Annotated in this window: 16 protein-coding genes; 10 read left to right on the forward strand and 6 right to left on the reverse strand. The window is 41.7% G+C overall.

Annotated elements, in window-relative coordinates:
* Positions 1–181 precede the first annotated feature (181 nt).
* From GKR92_03450 to GKR92_03460, 3 genes are all read right to left on the reverse strand, one after another.
* Positions 182–1,636: an MFS transporter gene (locus GKR92_03450; protein ID QMU60796.1), complete on the reverse strand. Its 1,455-nt coding sequence runs from the start codon at positions 1,634–1,636 to the stop codon at positions 182–184.
* A 10-nt stretch (positions 1,637–1,646) separates the two neighbouring features.
* Positions 1,647–2,105 (reverse strand): VOC family protein, encoded by a 459-nt coding sequence (locus GKR92_03455; GenBank protein QMU60797.1) that lies wholly within the window; start codon positions 2,103–2,105, stop codon positions 1,647–1,649.
* Between the two features lie 89 nt (positions 2,106–2,194).
* Entirely contained in the window at positions 2,195–2,959 is a 765-nt protein-coding gene (locus GKR92_03460) for an isochorismatase family protein (protein ID QMU60798.1), read from the reverse strand.
* A 109-nt stretch (positions 2,960–3,068) separates the two neighbouring features.
* Here GKR92_03460 and GKR92_03465 point away from each other — a divergent pair, with 109 nt between their 5' ends.
* The 3 genes from GKR92_03465 (at position 3,069) to GKR92_03475 (ending at position 5,389) form a co-directional block, all read left to right on the forward strand.
* Complete coding sequence (locus tag GKR92_03465) at positions 3,069–3,971, forward strand: LysR family transcriptional regulator (GenBank protein QMU60799.1); 903 nt, start codon at positions 3,069–3,071, stop codon at positions 3,969–3,971.
* Between the two features lie 108 nt (positions 3,972–4,079).
* Positions 4,080–4,598 carry an NADPH-dependent FMN reductase gene (locus tag GKR92_03470; GenBank protein QMU60800.1) on the forward strand — a complete coding sequence of 173 codons (519 nt, stop codon included), beginning with the start codon at positions 4,080–4,082 and terminating at the stop codon, positions 4,596–4,598.
* 116 nt (positions 4,599–4,714) lie between these two features.
* On the forward strand, positions 4,715–5,389 hold the full coding sequence (locus GKR92_03475) for a hypothetical protein (protein QMU60801.1): 675 nt from the start codon (positions 4,715–4,717) through the stop codon (positions 5,387–5,389).
* Between the two features lie 43 nt (positions 5,390–5,432).
* Here the strand turns inward: GKR92_03475 and GKR92_03480 are convergent, their stop codons facing one another.
* The 3 genes from GKR92_03480 to GKR92_03490 form a co-directional block, all read right to left on the reverse strand.
* Positions 5,433–6,080, reverse strand: a complete 648-nt coding sequence (locus tag GKR92_03480; protein QMU60802.1) for a DUF4386 family protein — start codon at positions 6,078–6,080, stop codon at positions 5,433–5,435.
* 220 nt (positions 6,081–6,300) lie between these two features.
* Complete coding sequence (locus tag GKR92_03485; GenBank protein QMU60803.1) at positions 6,301–6,744, reverse strand: hypothetical protein; 444 nt, start codon at positions 6,742–6,744, stop codon at positions 6,301–6,303.
* 200 nt (positions 6,745–6,944) lie between these two features.
* The gene (locus tag GKR92_03490) at positions 6,945–7,664 is read right to left on the reverse strand and encodes a DNA/RNA endonuclease G (protein ID QMU60804.1); all 720 of its coding nucleotides are present in this window, start codon (positions 7,662–7,664) and stop codon (positions 6,945–6,947) included.
* A 682-nt stretch (positions 7,665–8,346) separates the two neighbouring features.
* On the opposite strand from GKR92_03490, the gene GKR92_03495 reads away from it, so the two are divergent.
* The 7 genes from GKR92_03495 (at position 8,347) to GKR92_03525 (ending at position 16,294) form a co-directional block, all read left to right on the forward strand.
* Positions 8,347–9,306, forward strand: coding sequence for an AAA family ATPase (locus tag GKR92_03495; GenBank protein ID QMU60805.1), 960 nt, complete (start codon positions 8,347–8,349; stop codon positions 9,304–9,306).
* The gene (locus tag GKR92_03500) at positions 9,306–10,487 is read left to right on the forward strand and encodes a VWA domain-containing protein (GenBank protein ID QMU60806.1); all 1,182 of its coding nucleotides are present in this window, start codon (positions 9,306–9,308) and stop codon (positions 10,485–10,487) included. Before GKR92_03495 ends, GKR92_03500 begins: the two co-directional genes overlap by 1 nt.
* A 193-nt stretch (positions 10,488–10,680) precedes the next feature.
* Entirely contained in the window at positions 10,681–11,412 is a 732-nt protein-coding gene (gene pxpA, locus GKR92_03505; GenBank protein QMU60807.1) for a 5-oxoprolinase subunit PxpA, read from the forward strand.
* 42 nt (positions 11,413–11,454) lie between these two features.
* Positions 11,455–12,345: a carboxyltransferase domain-containing protein gene (locus tag GKR92_03510; protein QMU60808.1), complete on the forward strand. Its 891-nt coding sequence runs from the start codon at positions 11,455–11,457 to the stop codon at positions 12,343–12,345.
* On the forward strand, positions 12,338–13,318 hold the full coding sequence (locus tag GKR92_03515; protein ID QMU60809.1) for a 5-oxoprolinase/urea amidolyase family protein: 981 nt from the start codon (positions 12,338–12,340) through the stop codon (positions 13,316–13,318). The genes GKR92_03510 and GKR92_03515 overlap by 8 nt, the downstream gene beginning before the upstream one ends.
* A 55-nt stretch (positions 13,319–13,373) precedes the next feature.
* The gene (locus GKR92_03520) at positions 13,374–14,750 is read left to right on the forward strand and encodes an aminotransferase class III-fold pyridoxal phosphate-dependent enzyme (GenBank protein QMU62702.1); all 1,377 of its coding nucleotides are present in this window, start codon (positions 13,374–13,376) and stop codon (positions 14,748–14,750) included.
* 86 nt (positions 14,751–14,836) lie between these two features.
* Positions 14,837–16,294: a succinate-semialdehyde dehydrogenase gene (locus tag GKR92_03525; protein ID QMU60810.1), complete on the forward strand. Its 1,458-nt coding sequence runs from the start codon at positions 14,837–14,839 to the stop codon at positions 16,292–16,294.
* The last annotated feature ends 4 nt before the right edge of the window (positions 16,295–16,298 follow it).

A 16,298-nucleotide genomic window follows, 5' to 3' on the forward strand; every position in this document is an offset into this window, starting at 1 on the left:
TCCGCAATTAAGCCGAATGCTGACAATCTTTTACAGTAAATTAAATTGGGGGCACTTATTGGGGCACAACAAATATTTAAATTTTGAGATTCGCCTTATTTCAACAACTTAGCCCATGAGTTAGGTAGTGCGCTAGTCCACCCTACTTTAATTCGAAGTCTGCTTTAGGTCTATATCGAGGTCATTTAATTTTTAGCTCTGGAGCCCAAGGCATTGAACAATCTGGTGTCCAGTTTTCCATAGCGACTTGTTTTGCTTTTTCAGCTTCAACCATTTTTTTCGTTGGAAGTGGCACTACAATAATAATTGCTAATGCAATTCCAATAGCAAGCACTCCAAATGCATCACTGTAACCTATTGCAGTTCCAGAGTATAAGGGGTTCCATGCTGCAAGTGAGTCGGAATTTGAGGTTACTATTGAGGAGAAAAGCGCAGCGCCTAACGAACCACCGATAAAATACATCATAGTATTAAGGCTAAGTGCAGAAGCTAAATTAGTTGAACGAACCATTGCTGAAACTACAGCAGCAATTGGTGTATTAAGAAGAGCAAAGCCAGCACCTAAAAAGCCTGCTAAGGTCATCATAATCATCACAGAACCACCAGAAAGAAATGATAATGAAACCATCGTTAGCAACATAATACTTGCTCCCAATCTTGTTGGCAGCCTCGGACCTACACGATCTACCAAGCGACCCGCCAAAATCCCACAAATTGCAGCTGCGATGGCTCCAGGAAACATGACAAGACCAATCTGAAAAGTATCGAGTCCGTTATATTTAGCAAGCATAAGAGGAAACCCGATGATTGCAGCTAGGTTTACCGCTGCTACTAAGAAGGCCAAAAAAATTATCCGCAAATAGCGTATGTTCTTAATCAGCTCATTCGGTATAAATGGCTCATGAGAAGAACGTTGACGTAGCGTTAAACCTATCAGGCCAGCAACACTTAATGTCATTGCAGCTAACACAATCGGGTCTGTCCATCCAGATTGAGTGCTTTGTGAAACAGCATAAAGTAAACCTGTAATTACTAATGCCAAACAAGTGCCACCAATGATATCTATTTTACCATTAGATTGTTCTTCATCACGGGGAAGAACCATCCATGCAAATGGCAAAACAAAAATTACTAGTGCACTGACACCAAAGATACCGCGCCAGCTTGCAAATTCCGTAATTATTCCTGTAACCAGTGGTCCAATTGCAGAACCCACACCCATTGTTGCACTAAGTATACCGATTGCGATGCCTCGCTTTTCTTTTGAAAATGCACGACTGGCAATCGCCATACCAAGACCTGGGAAAGCAGCGCCCCCTGCAGCTTGCAGAATTCGTGCAGCTAACATCGTTTTAAAATTCGGTGCAGCAAAACAAGCAAGCGAACCTAGAAAAAATAATGTTATTCCTATTAAAAATAGTGGTCGTGCACCAAACTTATCTGCTATGCGGCCATAAAACGGAATCGCAATACCATACGTCAATAAGTAAATGCTCATAACCCAACTAAGCTGCATTGTATTTATATCATATGCAGTACGCATTTCAGGAAGTATCACAGTAACTCCAGACGCATTGAGTACGCTAAAAAAAATCGCTACACAAACAACTAGAACGACGCTTTTTTTTATTTTCATCCGTCATTGTCTAAGGATGATCGTTGTATGCATCAATTTTGTTATTGTCAGAAATGAAACGAGATGCTGGGTCGTCGCCGGGATATTCGTCAAATTCGATAACGTTTCGATCCGGATCTCGTACAAACAATGCGTTCATATCTTTAAATGTAAAGCGTCCAGTAATATTGATATTGTTTTCGTTCAAAAATGATTCTAAATCAGACATTGATTCTACTTTCAACGCCATGTGAGTATAACCAGCGTATTTTTTATCGACATCCATCAAAACATTTTCATCGTTTTGTTCTGTACTTGGGCCAAGCAAATTCAACACAATACCTGATGCATGTCGCATCATTATTGGGTGACCCATTTCAAATCCAATATCGACGATCAATTCAAATCCGAATTTCTTGTAGAATTCAGTTGCACGTTGTTTCTCTTTTACACGAATACCAATGTGATCAATCTTTTGTATTGATACCATCGAAGTTCTCCTTATATATAGTAATTAAACTGTCCGACGTGTTTTAAATAACAGACTCCATGCGAAGCCTGTCATTTCTACTCTTCTATCTATTTCCATTCCTTGTCTGGATCCATCTTGAACAAATATTCCATGAAGATTCGTGTGACCTCTTTTTCGGTAGCGTTGCGTGCATGATCACGTTGAAGTTCTGCCAAGACGACATTCCAAGTAATTGGTTTTACACCAGCAATTTCCATACGCTTCATACCGTTGTCGTGTGAAAGCTGCGAAATGCTGCCAATCGTATCCTCCGGAACCAGCACTTCGTAACCGGTGTTCGCCGCCTCAATCGCTGGGTAAGCCAAACATACATCAGTCCACAACCCGCCCATGATAAGTTTTGTTCGACCCGTTGCTTTAACAGCAGCAACAAACTCAGGCTCTTCCCACGCATTTACGTTGGTACGATCTATGATAACCGCATTGGGTGCCAGTGCTTTGAGTTCTTCAATGAAAGGCTGCGAACCGTTCAAGCCAACACCAACATGTGAAAAAATAATCGGCAAATCAAAATGCACAGCTGATTTCACCAATGCGGTTGTATTGTTAAGTAGATCTTCATGGTTGATGCTTTTGACGCCCATCAAAATATGAGGTTGATAGTCAATGAGTATCAGAGCGGAGTTGGTAGGCGAGATGAAAGGATCTTCATTTGGGTTTCGATGAGGTGTGCCTTGATAGTTATCTGGATATTGGGCGACCCCATTTACTGTTTTAATCATGGTTTCTCCTTCCGCCGAAGCAGTTTGTATAGTGGTTAATAAAGCTGCTATAGCGACTAAAGCGATAACAGGAAGTCTATAAATCTTCATTTGTAGCGTTCTCCTGAGTAGTAAGGTGGTATGTCGCTACTATCCATCGTTTCAATTTCTTTCACTAGCTAGTAAAATAACAATTTAGTGTTCTATTAATGGAACGATAATGAATAATTTGAATGACATGGCCATCTTTGCCAAAGTGGCTGAATTCCAAGGTATTTCGCCTGCTGCGCGTGCATTACGCATGCCTAAATCTAAGGTAAGTCGCCGTATGGCAGCTCTAGAAGCTGAGTTGGGTGTGCGCTTGCTTGAAAGAAGCACAAGAGCAGTACACCTCACCGAAGTTGGCGAGATATTTTTTCAATCCTGCAAACGAATAGTTGAAGAAGCGGAAGGTGCTAGAGAATCCGTTATACAAATGCTCGAAATTCCGCGTGGCCGGTTACGCGTTAATGCTTCGGTTGCAATTGGTCAGCACTTATTAGCACCCTTTCTGGGTGAATTTATGGCACTTTATCCCGAGATTGAGCTAGAGATGCAACTAGAGAATCGGAGAGTAGATTTAATTCACGAAGGCTATGATGTAGTTATTCGCCTTGGCAAGTTAGAGGATTCCACGCTGGTTAGTAAAGTGCTAGGCGAAGATCGTGCAATTCTTGTGGCATCGCCGAACTACATTAAACAGATGGGAATGCCGAAACAGTTAGGAGACCTAAAAAATCATCGTTTCTTAGTGATGGGTGACACACACAACTTCGATCATTGGGCACTAACAGATATTAATGATCGTCAAGAAACATTCGATGTAAGCCAGTATCAATATACGAATCTTAATGATCTGACAATGATACGCCAAGTAGCAATCGATGGCGGTGGCATTGCACTTATGCCCCGTTACCTATGTACAGATGATGTTATGAAATCCGGAAAGTTGTGCCAAATTTTAAGTGATTGGCGTACACCAACATTTCGCTTTTATGCGCTATATCCAAGTCATCGCAGCATGACGATTAAGTTAAGAGCATGGCTCGACTTTTTTAGTAATAAGTTAAATATGCACAAATAGTTTATAAACAAATCGATTTGGTTAAAGGTTAAATCGAGTGCCCTCTTTAAGTAAATCGTATAAAGTTTGGATATACATTTATATCAAGATTAAAACCAGAAAATCATTATGAAAATATTAGCATTTGCAGCAAGTAGTAGTAAGAATTCGATTAATAAAAAGCTTGTAACTTATGCTGTAGGTTTACTCAAAAATGCCCAAACGGAGATTCTAGATCTAAATGATTATGAACTTCCTTTGTTTAGTGAAGATAAAGAAAAGGAACTTGGCCACCCTTCCCTTGCAAATGATTTCTTATTAAAAATTTCTGGAAATGACGCGTTAATTATCTCATTTGCAGAACATAACGGTTCTTACACGGCTGCCTATAAAAACTTATTTGATTGGTGTTCTCGAATTAATACAAAGGTATTTCAAAATAAGCCGATGGTTCTTCTCGCAACATCACCTGGCCCAGGTGGTGCTTCTAATGTATTGACGACTGCCAAGACATCAGCACCTTTCTTTGATGGTAATGTAAAAGCTAGCGTATCAGTACCCAAGTTTTACGAAAATTTTGAATCTGGAAAGCTCATTAACCCTGAAATAGATGAGCAAGTTCATACTGCAGTTAAAAGCCTGTTTTAAAATCCAGCTAAGTCCAATACTGTTTAACTACAGCAGCGCATTATTGGGTTATATATAGGCTAATTATATATTACTGGCAATTATTAATTAAAAATTTACTGATAGAGAATAGCTCCATGAAAGAGTTGGTAGTTTGGGTAATACATACTCCAGCTGGAGCTATTGGACTTGTTGCTGCTGTTGTTGCCTTGTTCGTAATGAAAGGAGGTAATATTCATCGAAAAGCTGGAAATTGGTTCACTGTTTCAATGTCTATAATGTTGATTTCAGGATTCACAGCAGCATATTTAAAAGAATCCACAGATGACATGTTTTTAAGTGCTGTAGTGCTTTATACCGTATTCACCGCATGGCTAACGGTGAAGCATAGAAAAAATGAAACTGGCTTCATGGAATATGCGGCTCTTGTATGGATTGTTGTTTTTGCTATAGCGGCATTTTTTGTAAGCGCTGGTTGGCGTGGAGTAAATGTTCCAAGCGTTTATCTTTATTGGGGAGGTTTTGCAATTTTTTGTTCTATTGGTGATGCCCGTAATTTATACCAGTCTGGCTTATCAGGAATACAACGTATTATTCGACATGTATGGCGTATCGGATTTTCTTTAATTTGGGCACTGTTGGCATTCACAGATAAGATTGTAAAAATGCAAGGTTCTAACGTTAAAGAAATGCCAATAGAACAAGTATTTTACATTGTTGGGATTCCGACGATGTTGGTACTTATAGTTATACTGTATTGGATAGTAAATATTCTATTTTTTTCTCGTAAGAAGTTTGCTAATTATTATTAAAGGTCAGGTAACTTATTTTATGTCTGCTTACGGCCAATAGCGGTCATTTTAAACGATAAGATTTAACAATAATCCAAATTGCAAATGCTAATTCACTGACCGTCATTACTACAGCTATAGCGATTTCTAATGTAGGAGTAATGAGGTTACTATTTTGAAAAAATGAATTAGTGCTGTGTACGAAGATATAACTTAGTCCACCTAGTAATAATAAAATTGCGATTAAATTTGGTGTAAATTTGGATTTGAAGCAGAGTATAGAAAGCGTCAATAAGTGGAATCCAAAAAGTATAAGTCCATAGGAAAAAAACTTCTCAAATCCCTCAAAGTAGGTTGTTATATTTTTTATTCCATTGCTACTTATAAAGGGCTCTACTAAGTTGCTAATCGCAACACAAAGAAACAGTGTGTAGACAATTCTTAAAACGGATGTTAGTGCCGCTAAATTCTGATTTACTGTCCGGTAAAATAAATAAATAGTTATTGAAACAATTATATCTAATACTAATATAAGCACCCAGCCAGCTATTCCAGATTTATAAAGATTTAAATTTTCTTGGTACAGTTTGCTTGTCAGTTCTGTATCTGATAGTACATAAATTGTTCCATGCACATAGCCATATACATAACCTGCGGCAAGTGCCATGAGGATCAGTGAGATACCTGTAATTAGTCCATTTTTCTTGTTCATTGCTACATCGTTTGTTGTGCTAGTTGTTACAAAATAAATTAGGCTATCTGAATGTCCGCTTTGGGTCGTTAGCGGTCATATTACTTTTATGAATTTTTCATTGAATTGAGATACCGATAACACATTGGCCAATACTCTTTTAAAACAGCTTGAGTGCCCAGTGATATGCGGAGTTAATTTCATAATCAAAGTACAACTATCCTTATCGACGCAACCGCTCCTATCTGCGTACGCACATTTTCCAATTTGCTTTAGCCTGCTCTAATGGTACGCCACCTCTGTTAATTTTAAACGCGCTTCGATAACACGTGTTAGCGCATGCACTAGCATGTTCTTTGTCTAACGGAGTCTTGGCACTTTCCATCTTTGCTTTACATTCCTGCTCTTTTTTATTCATATCCTTGATTATCGCTTCAATGGTCTCAGGAGCTTGCACAACCTCTTTGGGAACAGGCGGTTCGCCGGAAACTATTCTTTCAATTGCCGCATGTTCTTCATTACATTGTTTAATTCTATCTTCGGTGAGTAACTCCGGATTTTGATCTGCCATTGCTGCTAATCGCGCGCAAGACATTAAGCACCCGGTAACACTCGCACGTTGTGCTTTTTCCGATGATTTTTTCCAATCAATGCATTGTTGTCCTTTTTTACGAAGGTCATCCACACTCGTTTCCGCATGGGCATTTGTGATTAAAACATTAAGAAAATTAACACATAGTAGTAATAAGAAAACTATATGTGCTTTTTGTATCAATGTGGATAATGTCAATCTCCGCAGATTAATTCGAAAATTCCTCATAACCTTTATCCTATATTAATAGAGTTGAATATTAATAATGTCCGCTTTGGGTCGTAAGCTTTCATTTAATGTTCCCACATTGTTCTAGTTGAATCTTTCTCTTCCGATATCTTAGAGCCTGTCAGTTGATCCCATAAATTCACACCTACCATTACTTCAACATGTCGTGTAGGCACTAGAAACTTTTCTAAGGATTTACTGGATGATGCATGTGGCATTACAAAAGACCACATATGAAGTGCACCACTTTTTCTCTCAGCTAGCACAGATTTAAAATATAAATGTGGTACGGGAAGTTTAATTGGACTGCTATCTGTTGTTGTTATGGTTTCAATCACTAAATCAAAATCAAATATGGGCCCACTAATGACATAAACTTCATACACATCGTCCAACTCGTTTAACTTGCGTACAGCGGTTTCTAAACGTTTCCAAACCCCGCGATTAAAACCTCTAGTCTGTGGTGACATGTTTGACAGTAAAAATGTTTCACTATCTTGTAATGCTTCTTCATTTTGATTCGCGCTCGCAACAAGATGACCTCTATCAAAGCCAGATCCTTCATATTGCGCTTTATCAACTCTGAATAATTCTGGTATTCGGAAATCGGATCTAAAGTTTTCAGACCGCTCTACATCTTCCAAACCTCGATCTACTATTTCGAGCGCCCATTTAGCTTGTCTATAATAATAAGAGTAACCAACGATATAGTGTCTATTAATAAGTATTTGATCTGCCGCAGGCATGCCATACCGAGTTTCTGGCCATTGACTTGCATCTTGCATTTAACACCCCTTACCATGGCTAAATAACGCTAAAATCTATTGTAATACGATAGTGTTTAAAGGTGTCTTACTACAGCCAGGAAATATAGGGGTTACATTTGGGGCATTGAAACTAATGCAACTCTAATAAGTTTATACTTATCAAATAGATAGCTTATTAATCAAGTAGCTACCGCCTCCACCAAATACACTCCCTATGAAATACAGTTTAATAATACTATCAAGCATTTAAGTTGGCTTTATATTGAACTACATTAAGTATTGTTACTTGGCGTTCTTGGACAACTATAAAAATTAAATTTGTAGCTATGTTCGTCTAATTGTAGTCATTTACGAAAAACCGAGACAATTTAAATCTGACACCCTACTTCTGTAATCAACAAACTAGCATGTAGTGACAAATACTAAGAACTTGTAGTTAATAGTAGTTATATACGTCTAATTATAGTTATTAGCTTCTAATTGTGGTTATTTTCGCCAAGCGTATTTAGCGATTACCTGGTTGGAAGCATTTGTTGGGATGCATCTGTAATGAATTGGCAATTGTCACCTACTGATCTTTGAAAATTAATGCAAACACAACCGATGACCCATGATCTTTTTGGTGACAATATAAGGAAAATTTTAGGCAGCACAGCACAATCTACACACTATCACTTTAGAATATATAAGGTATAAGCTGATGAGCAGCGACGCTAAGCGAAATAATACACCTCTCAATTCCTTGGAAACACTCTCTATAAACTCACCTGACGATGTTATTAATTTACTTCGTACCGAAAATTATATTTGTGAACGTGGCTTGGCTACAGCTTTGTTACTGTCCCTCCGCCTACGGCGTCCACTCTTCCTGGAAGGTGAACCCGGAATCGGAAAAACGGAACTTGCCAAAGTAGTCGCCAATTCGCTCAACCGGGATTTTCTGCGATTGCAATGTTATGAAGGTCTCGACATTGCCACATCGGTTTACGAATGGAATTATCCCCGCCAAATGGCCGCAATTAGATTGTCGGAGTCAACTCTCGAACCAGATCAACATCTTATCGATGGTGTGTTTAGCAAAGATTTTCTTATCAAACGGCCTCTTCTCAAAGCCCTGGAACATAGCGATAAAGGGGCACCGGTGCTTCTAGTCGATGAACTTGATCGAGCTGATGCACCATTTGAAGCATACCTCTTGGAATTAATGTCGGATTTCGAAGTTACGGTTCCTGAAATTGGAACATTTCGTACTGACGAGCCACCTATCATCATTGTTACATCAAACCGGACACGTGAGGTTCACGATGCATTACGTCGTCGCTGTATTTATCATTGGATCGATTATCCGACTGAACATCAGGAGTTGGAGATTCTTCAGGCCCGTATTCCTGACATTCCTGAACGTGTTTCAAGAGAACTTGTAGCGTTCATTCAGATTTTACGTCAACAGGATCTCTTCAAAGCACCTGGCATTGCGGAAACGCTTGATTTTGCGTCTGCGCTAGTCGAACTCGACGAAACAGAACTTAATTCGGCAACACTCAAAGACATGCTCGGAACCCTCGTTAAATACCGAGATGATCTGACCAAAATACAGAAAGGAGATCTAGATACCTGGGTCGAAGATGCACGTCGATTGTCTATTGCGAAGGAGCTTTAATGGCAGAACACTGCCTAATCAGAAATTTACATCATTTCGTAAACCTGCTTCGCAGCCTGGGTTTACCCATCACAGTGGAGCAGATTGAGTTTGCTGCGAAGGCAGTTGATGAACTTCACATGTTCAAGCGAGATGATTTTTATTGGACGCTCGCGTCATCCCTGGTAAGTAGAAAGGATGATAGAAGTTTGTTCGATCAGGCATTCTCTGTTTTTTGGAATCAAATAGGAAGGCAGGAAGGTGTCGAGATTCCCACCTCGGCTGATGAATTTAAAACCATTGCTTCTTCCAAGCAGGAAATCTCGTCTGATAATCAGAGTCAAAAATCAACAACCATACCCTCGGTTACTGCTATGGCTATGGCTGACCCAGTTGAAGACGCACACACAATCCCGGAGTCGACCGCAACATTCTCCGCACACAAGCGCATTAGGGAAATCGATTTTGAAAAATTAAACGCATCAGAACTAGAAGATGCAAAACGCATGATTAGTTCCCTGAAGATATCATTACCGAGTATTCCAAACAGAAGATACAAACCTTTCTATCACGGAACCCGAATGGATTTTCGTGCTTCAATGAGAGAGATGGTTCGGACATCAGGGAGTTACCTTCCACTCAGATGGCGGGAACAAAAACGCTGCCAAGTTCCAATTCTAGTTCTTTGCGATATATCAGGCTCTATGGAGCGGTACTCTAGAATGTTCCTTATCTTCATGCATGCACTAAAGCGTGCAGGTTCAAAAACGAATTGTTTTGTCTTTGGAACATCCTTAACAAACGTTGATCGACCAATGAATTCCCATCACCTGGAAACCGCAATGACACAGGTTGAACATATGGTGACGGATTGGTCAGGCGGCACGCGAATTGGCGCGTCCTTGAGAGATTTCAACAAGACCTGGAACCGACAAATTCTGGACCAAAGAGCTTTGGTCTTTTTAATTTCAGACGGTCTCGATCAGGACGATGCTGAAGATGTCCAATTGCAGATGCAGCGATTAAAATTGTCCAGTCGAAAAATTATATGGCTGAATCCCCTCTTGCGGCACCCCGACTATGAGCCTCAAGCTTCAGGCGCAAAAGCCATTTTGCCGTATGTCGATCAAATACTGCCCTTGTATAATGTACAAAGTTTAGAAAGTCTCTGTCGTCATATCGGTAGTGTCTTTAAACTTTAAGAAAGATACATAACACCTTGTTATAGTTAATATTAGAGCCATTACTCATGACATTGACTTAATTAGAAGTGAGTGTACTCTTTAGCAATGCGAATAATTTGTGATAACTGATATCAGATTTAGAATTTCACCTTAAATTATTGAATTCCTGGCCTATGGAAACATAATTATTCAGATGAATGAGGCGTACACAATGAAAGGCTTAACGATTAACTGCGATATGGGCGAAGCATTTGGGATCTATTCATTAGGAGATGATGAAGCCTGTATGCCTTTCATTACCCATGCCAACATTGCTTGTGGTTATCATGCTTCAGATCCGATGGTTATGTGGAAAACGGTTCGTGCGGCAAAAGCTGCGGGCGTTGATGTGGGTGCGCATCCAGGCTTTCCCGATCGTGAGGGTTTTGGCCGACGAAAAATGCACTTAACTCGCAAGGAAGTTGCAGCGATCGTCTTGTATCAAGCTGGCGCGTTAAATGCTTTCCTGCAAGCTGAAGGTATGTCTCTCAGTCATATCAAACCTCATGGCGCTCTTTATGGAATGGCCCAAAAAGATCCGGAGTTATGCGAAGGAATCGCGGATGCTGCCCAGGCACTTCAAGTACCTGTAATTGGCTATTCCGATTGCGCTATGTCGGAAGTTTATGAGCGGCGTGGGATTGAATACGTCTGTGAATTTTATTCCGATCTTGATTATGACGATGACGGACAGCAACTCATCACCAAGACGCATGATTCGGTTCCCATCGAGAAGACAGTCGCTAAAGTCTTGCGCGCTATTGAAGAAGGCGTTACGCAATCAGTCAACGGCAATGACGTTCAAGTTTCGGCGCAGACGATTTGTATTCACAGTGACACCCCCAACGCTATTGATGTTGCAAAGGCTATACATAAAGCATTGAAGCCTCGCCTCAGCGTGTAGTCTGGATACGTTCTCATCGTCAAACATCAAGATACATAATTCATGATATATGCAAAGCCGAGATATCTTCCAGGTGGAGATAGAAACATCATCATCGAATTGGGTGATGAGATGAGCTTTGATCTAAATTTCCTGGTGCATAGCCTTACGGCGAGCATTCGACGCGAGAAACCAAAAGGCATCATTGAACTGGTTCCATGCATCGCTACCATTATGGTCTCTTACAATCCTACAGAAATCGGATTTGAGACACTTATTAGCACTATTGAATCGATCCGTGACAACTTGGGCGATCTCAGTAGCTTAGAACTCGAAAGCCGAATGTACTATGTTCCAATCCTCTATTTTGATCCATGGACAGAGGAATGTGTCGCCGATTACTGTAAGAATCTAGGAGTCGAGCATTCCGATCCTGATGTCATCGTGGAAGCTAATGACCTGGACGATCGAACCACTTTGCGACGTATTCACGCCAGTACAGACTATTGGGTCGCAGCATTGGGATTCTGGCCTGGGCTGTGTTCACTTATGCCTCTAAATCCAGCCAATCAACTGATTGCGCCGAAGTACAACCCGCCACGCGCATCAACGCCGAAGGGCGCGATTGGGCTCGGTGGTGCTATTACATGTCTTTATCCTGATCAGACACCGGGTGGATTTAGAATTTTCGCACGGACTCCTATGCCAATTTGGGATCGCTTACAACAACTCAAAGCTTTTAAAAACAGCCCTGCACTTTTCAAACCTGGAGATCGTGTTCGTTTTATTCCGATTGACCTTGACGAGTTTAAATTCATCGACAGTCAGGTCGAGGATGGCAGTTATGAACATCCATATGTAGATTACCAGCGTTTCTCGCTGCGTAACTATAAAGCGTGGCTAGCTGATATTGGCAAATCGAATCAGGATTCTGAGGATAGCGGCAATGCTTAATGTCATTGAACCAGGACTTGAAACATCCATACAGGAGCTACCGGGTCGCGTTGGATATTGGGAGCAAGGCTTTCCTGTTTCTGGTCCAATGGATTTCTGGTCGTTCAAACTTGCGAACCTCCTGGTTGGAAATGCGGCAGAGACTGCAGGATTTGAATGCCAACTCAAAGGACCAAAAATCAAATTTGAGCAACCCGCTGTTATTGCTATTACAAGATGTGATATGACACCAAAGATTGATGGGGTAAGCATCCCAAGTTGGACAAGTGTTGCAATCAAAGCCGGACAGACCCTGGAATTAGGATATGCAATAAATGGTTTGCGGGCTTACATCGCTATTTCTGGAGGCATTGATACACCACCTGTGCTCGGTTCACGCGCCACATTTCACATGGCAGGTGTTGGGGGTGTCGAAGGATATGCGATCAAAGCCGACCAGAAAATACCCATTGGAATTAGCAAGGGTAAGGCCGGAATTACGGTTTTGCAGGCATCCCGACTTCCTGATCTTAACTCTAAAATCTGGGAAATTGAGGCTGTACCTGGCCCGGATGATGACTGGATTGATGCGGAGGGGCACAAAATTTTCCTCTCTAGCGATTGGCAATTACTAGCGCAAAGCAATCGCACAGGTTTTCGATTGGAAGGTCCTGATGTGTCCTTCACTGAAAAGGCCATGAACAAACGTCCGGAACACGGCAGCGACCCGTCAAACATACTCGATCATGGATATCCACTGGGTGCAGTGAATCTAGCGGGCCTAACTCCAATTATTTTAGTCAATGACTCTCCCAGCACGGGCGGATTCATTAACCCATACACAGTACCCAGTGCGGCTTTTTGGAAACTGGCTCAAGCCCGGCCAAACGATACATTCCGATTCAAGTCGATAAGCGTAGAGAAGGCACAACGGCGTCGACAGGAAATCGATGACCTTTGTACCACGGCTAGTCTAATAACTGCGAGCATATGATTTTCAATCTAACCTGTATTTTAAACACAAGACTGCGAGACCCATTATGTCAAACATGATTCCTAATTCGCTGGAGGCTCGCGATATTAATAATCTATTTCATCCGGCAACAAATTTACGAAACCTGATCCAAGATGGACCTTTAGTTATTAAAGAAGGGAAAGGCGTCTTTGTTCGCGATAATAAAGGACGTGAGTATCTTGAAGGTCTAGCAGGATTATGGTGTACGTCATTGGGATACGGTGTAGAAGAACTTGCGGATGCGGCCAGAGAAGCGATGGCAACGATGGGTTTTGCGCATTTATTCGGTGGTCGCTCGCATGAATCTGCCATCGAACTTGCAGAGAAGATCAATGTAATCTCCCCTATTGGCAAAGGTAAGGTGTTCTTCGGAACCTCAGGGTCTGACGCAAACGATACCCAAATTAAAATTATCAGATATTACTTTAACGCGATCGGTAAACCTGAAAAGAAAACAATAATTGCTCACAACCGTGGGTATCACGGCGTTGGTATAGGCAGTGGAAGCCTGACTGGGATTCCTGTAAACCATAATATGTTTGATTTACCCATTGATGGTGTCGCACATACTCGGTGTCCTCATTTTTACCATGAAGCCGAACCTGGAGAAACAGAGAAAGAATTTTCCTCTCGTCTAGCACGAGAACTCGAGGAGCTTATTTCTAAACTTGGCTCGGAAAAGATTGCAGCATTTATTGCCGAGCCAATATTGGGTGCTGGCGGCGTTGTCGTTCCACCAAAAACGTACTATGAAAAAGTGCAAGAAGTACTTAGACGCCACGAAGTATTGCTTATCGATGACGAAGTGATCTGTGGGTTCGGTAGAACCGGGAATGTTTTTGGTGCTGAAACACTCGACATGGTGCCGGATACGGTATCTATAGCGAAAGCATTGTCATCAGGTTACCTACCCCTCAGTGCCGTAATTATTCCAGACCGGATGTACGACACACTTGTCGAACCGAGTGCGAGCAATGGTGTTTTTGGACACGGATATACTTATTCCGGCCATCAAGTTTCATGTGCGGTTGCCAACCGAACACTAGACCTTTACAACGAATGGGGTGTTTTCGATCATGTATCATCCGTTTCGGAAGATTTCCAAGCTAGGCTGCGTACATTTTCAAACCATCCCTTAGTTGGCGAAGCGAGAGGCGCTGGATTGATGGGAGCAGTCGAATTTGTTCAAAACAAAAGTACCAAATCTTCGTTCTCACCCGCAGGCCTAGTCGGACAATACTGCTTAGCTCGTTGTCTGGATCATGGTTTAATTCTTCGGGCACTTAGCGACACCATCGCATTCTGTCCTCCCTTAGTGATTACCAGCGATGAAATTGAAGAATTGTTCAAGCGCTTCACCAAGGCATTGGATGAGACCTGGAAATGGGTGCAAGAAACCAACAACCTATGAACCTCCATTGATTCAGAATCAGAAAAAACATTTGCAAGAACAGTCATACCTACCCTGTTACTTAAATACACCGAGGACATATATTCATGGCAACGTCGCTTAAGGATCAATCACTGTTTCGACAACAATGTTATATCAATGGAGAATGGCGCAGTGCCGATAGTGGCGAAACCATCGAGGTAACCAATCCAGTTGACGGAGAAGTAATTGGGACGGTTCCAAATATGGGAACCATTGAAACCCGCAAAGCAATAGAAGCAGCAGATAATGCAGGACAGGACTGGCGATCGAAACCGGCAAAAGAACGTTCCATCATTATCCGACGTTGGTATGAATTGGTCATGGAAAACGTAGATGACTTAGCCAGACTCATGACGATCGAACAGGGGAAGCCATTGAATGAAGCAAAAGGTGAAATTGGATACGCTGCCAGCTTCTTAGAATGGTTTTCCGAAGAAGCAAAGCGTGTATACGGCGACATAATTCCCGCACCTCAACAAGATAAACGGATCGTTGTACTCAAACAACCCGTAGGTGTAGTAGCTGCGATCACACCGTGGAATTTCCCAACCGCAATGATTACACGAAAGGCGGGTCCTGCTTTGGCTGCAGGTTGCACATTTATTGCAAAACCTGCCAGCCAAACTCCATTCTCAGCTCTGGCCCTTGCTGAGTTGGCAGAGCGTGCCGGCGTCCCATCTGGTGTGCTGAACATTGTGACCGGCTCGGCTGGCGCTATTGGAAGTGAGATGACAGAAAACTCAACTGTCCGAAAGTTATCTTTTACAGGTTCCACGAAAGTTGGAAAGTTATTGATAGCACAATGTGCGGGAACTGTGAAAAAGGTTTCCATGGAACTTGGAGGCAACGCGCCATTCATTGTGTTTAATGATGCCGATATTGACGCAGCAGTTGAAGGTGCAATGCTTTCAAAATTCCGCAACGCTGGACAGACATGCGTCTGCGCAAACCGTATTCTTGTACAAGAAAATATTTACGATATTTTTGCTGAAAAATTCACTGCTGCGGTGGCCAAACTAAAAGTTGGGAATGGCCTGAATGACGACACCGATCAAGGTCCGTTGATAGATGAAAATGCAGTTCTTAAAGCTAATGAGCATGTTAACGATGCACTTAGTAAAGGTGCAAAGCTGACAATCGGTGGCGAAAGACACGAGAGTGGCGGCACTTTTTTTAAACCTACTGTGCTCAGAGATGTCACCACGGATATGTTAATTACACACGAAGAAACTTTTGCACCTGTAGCGCCATTGTATAAATTTGTTACGGACGATGATGGAATAGAAATGGCAAATGCGACTGAGTTTGGATTGGCTGCTTATTTCTATACCCGAGATAATGCACGCGTATGGAAAGTGTTGGAGGCATTGGAGAGCGGCATTGTTGGCGCGAACACCGGTTTCATTTCTACTGAAGTAGCGCCATTTGGCGGAGTCAAAGAATCCGGTATTGGACGGGAGGGTTCCAAGTACGGTCTCGATGAGTTCTGTGAAATTAAATATGTATGTATAGGTGGCGTTTAAGCAT

This window comes from Gammaproteobacteria bacterium (assembly GCA_014075255.1).
Classification (GTDB): domain Bacteria; phylum Pseudomonadota; class Gammaproteobacteria; order UBA4575; family UBA4575; genus JABDMD01.

Bases quoted from the DNA above. Each gene is read 5' to 3' on its own strand.
- GKR92_03455 (QMU60797.1), bottom strand. From the start codon at position 2,105: ATGGTATCAATACAAAAGATTGATCACATTGGTATTCGTGTAAAAGAG.
- GKR92_03475 (QMU60801.1), top strand. From the start codon at position 4,715: ATGAAAGAGTTGGTAGTTTGGGTAATACATACTCCAGCTGGAGCTATT.
- GKR92_03490 (QMU60804.1), bottom strand. From the start codon at position 7,664: ATGCAAGATGCAAGTCAATGGCCAGAAACTCGGTATGGCATGCCTGCG.
- GKR92_03500 (QMU60806.1), top strand. From the start codon at position 9,306: ATGGCAGAACACTGCCTAATCAGAAATTTACATCATTTCGTAAACCTG.
- GKR92_03450 (QMU60796.1), bottom strand. From the start codon at position 1,636: ATGAAAATAAAAAAAAGCGTCGTTCTAGTTGTTTGTGTAGCGATTTTT.
- GKR92_03465 (QMU60799.1), top strand. From the start codon at position 3,069: ATGAATAATTTGAATGACATGGCCATCTTTGCCAAAGTGGCTGAATTC.
- GKR92_03460 (QMU60798.1), bottom strand. From the start codon at position 2,959: ATGAAGATTTATAGACTTCCTGTTATCGCTTTAGTCGCTATAGCAGCT.
- GKR92_03495 (QMU60805.1), top strand. From the start codon at position 8,347: ATGAGCAGCGACGCTAAGCGAAATAATACACCTCTCAATTCCTTGGAA.
- GKR92_03525 (QMU60810.1), top strand. From the start codon at position 14,837: ATGGCAACGTCGCTTAAGGATCAATCACTGTTTCGACAACAATGTTAT.
- GKR92_03470 (QMU60800.1), top strand. From the start codon at position 4,080: ATGAAAATATTAGCATTTGCAGCAAGTAGTAGTAAGAATTCGATTAAT.
- GKR92_03510 (QMU60808.1), top strand. From the start codon at position 11,455: ATGATATATGCAAAGCCGAGATATCTTCCAGGTGGAGATAGAAACATC.
- GKR92_03520 (QMU62702.1), top strand. From the start codon at position 13,374: ATGATTCCTAATTCGCTGGAGGCTCGCGATATTAATAATCTATTTCAT.
- pxpA (QMU60807.1), top strand. From the start codon at position 10,681: ATGAAAGGCTTAACGATTAACTGCGATATGGGCGAAGCATTTGGGATC.
- GKR92_03480 (QMU60802.1), bottom strand. From the start codon at position 6,080: ATGAACAAGAAAAATGGACTAATTACAGGTATCTCACTGATCCTCATG.
- GKR92_03515 (QMU60809.1), top strand. From the start codon at position 12,338: ATGCTTAATGTCATTGAACCAGGACTTGAAACATCCATACAGGAGCTA.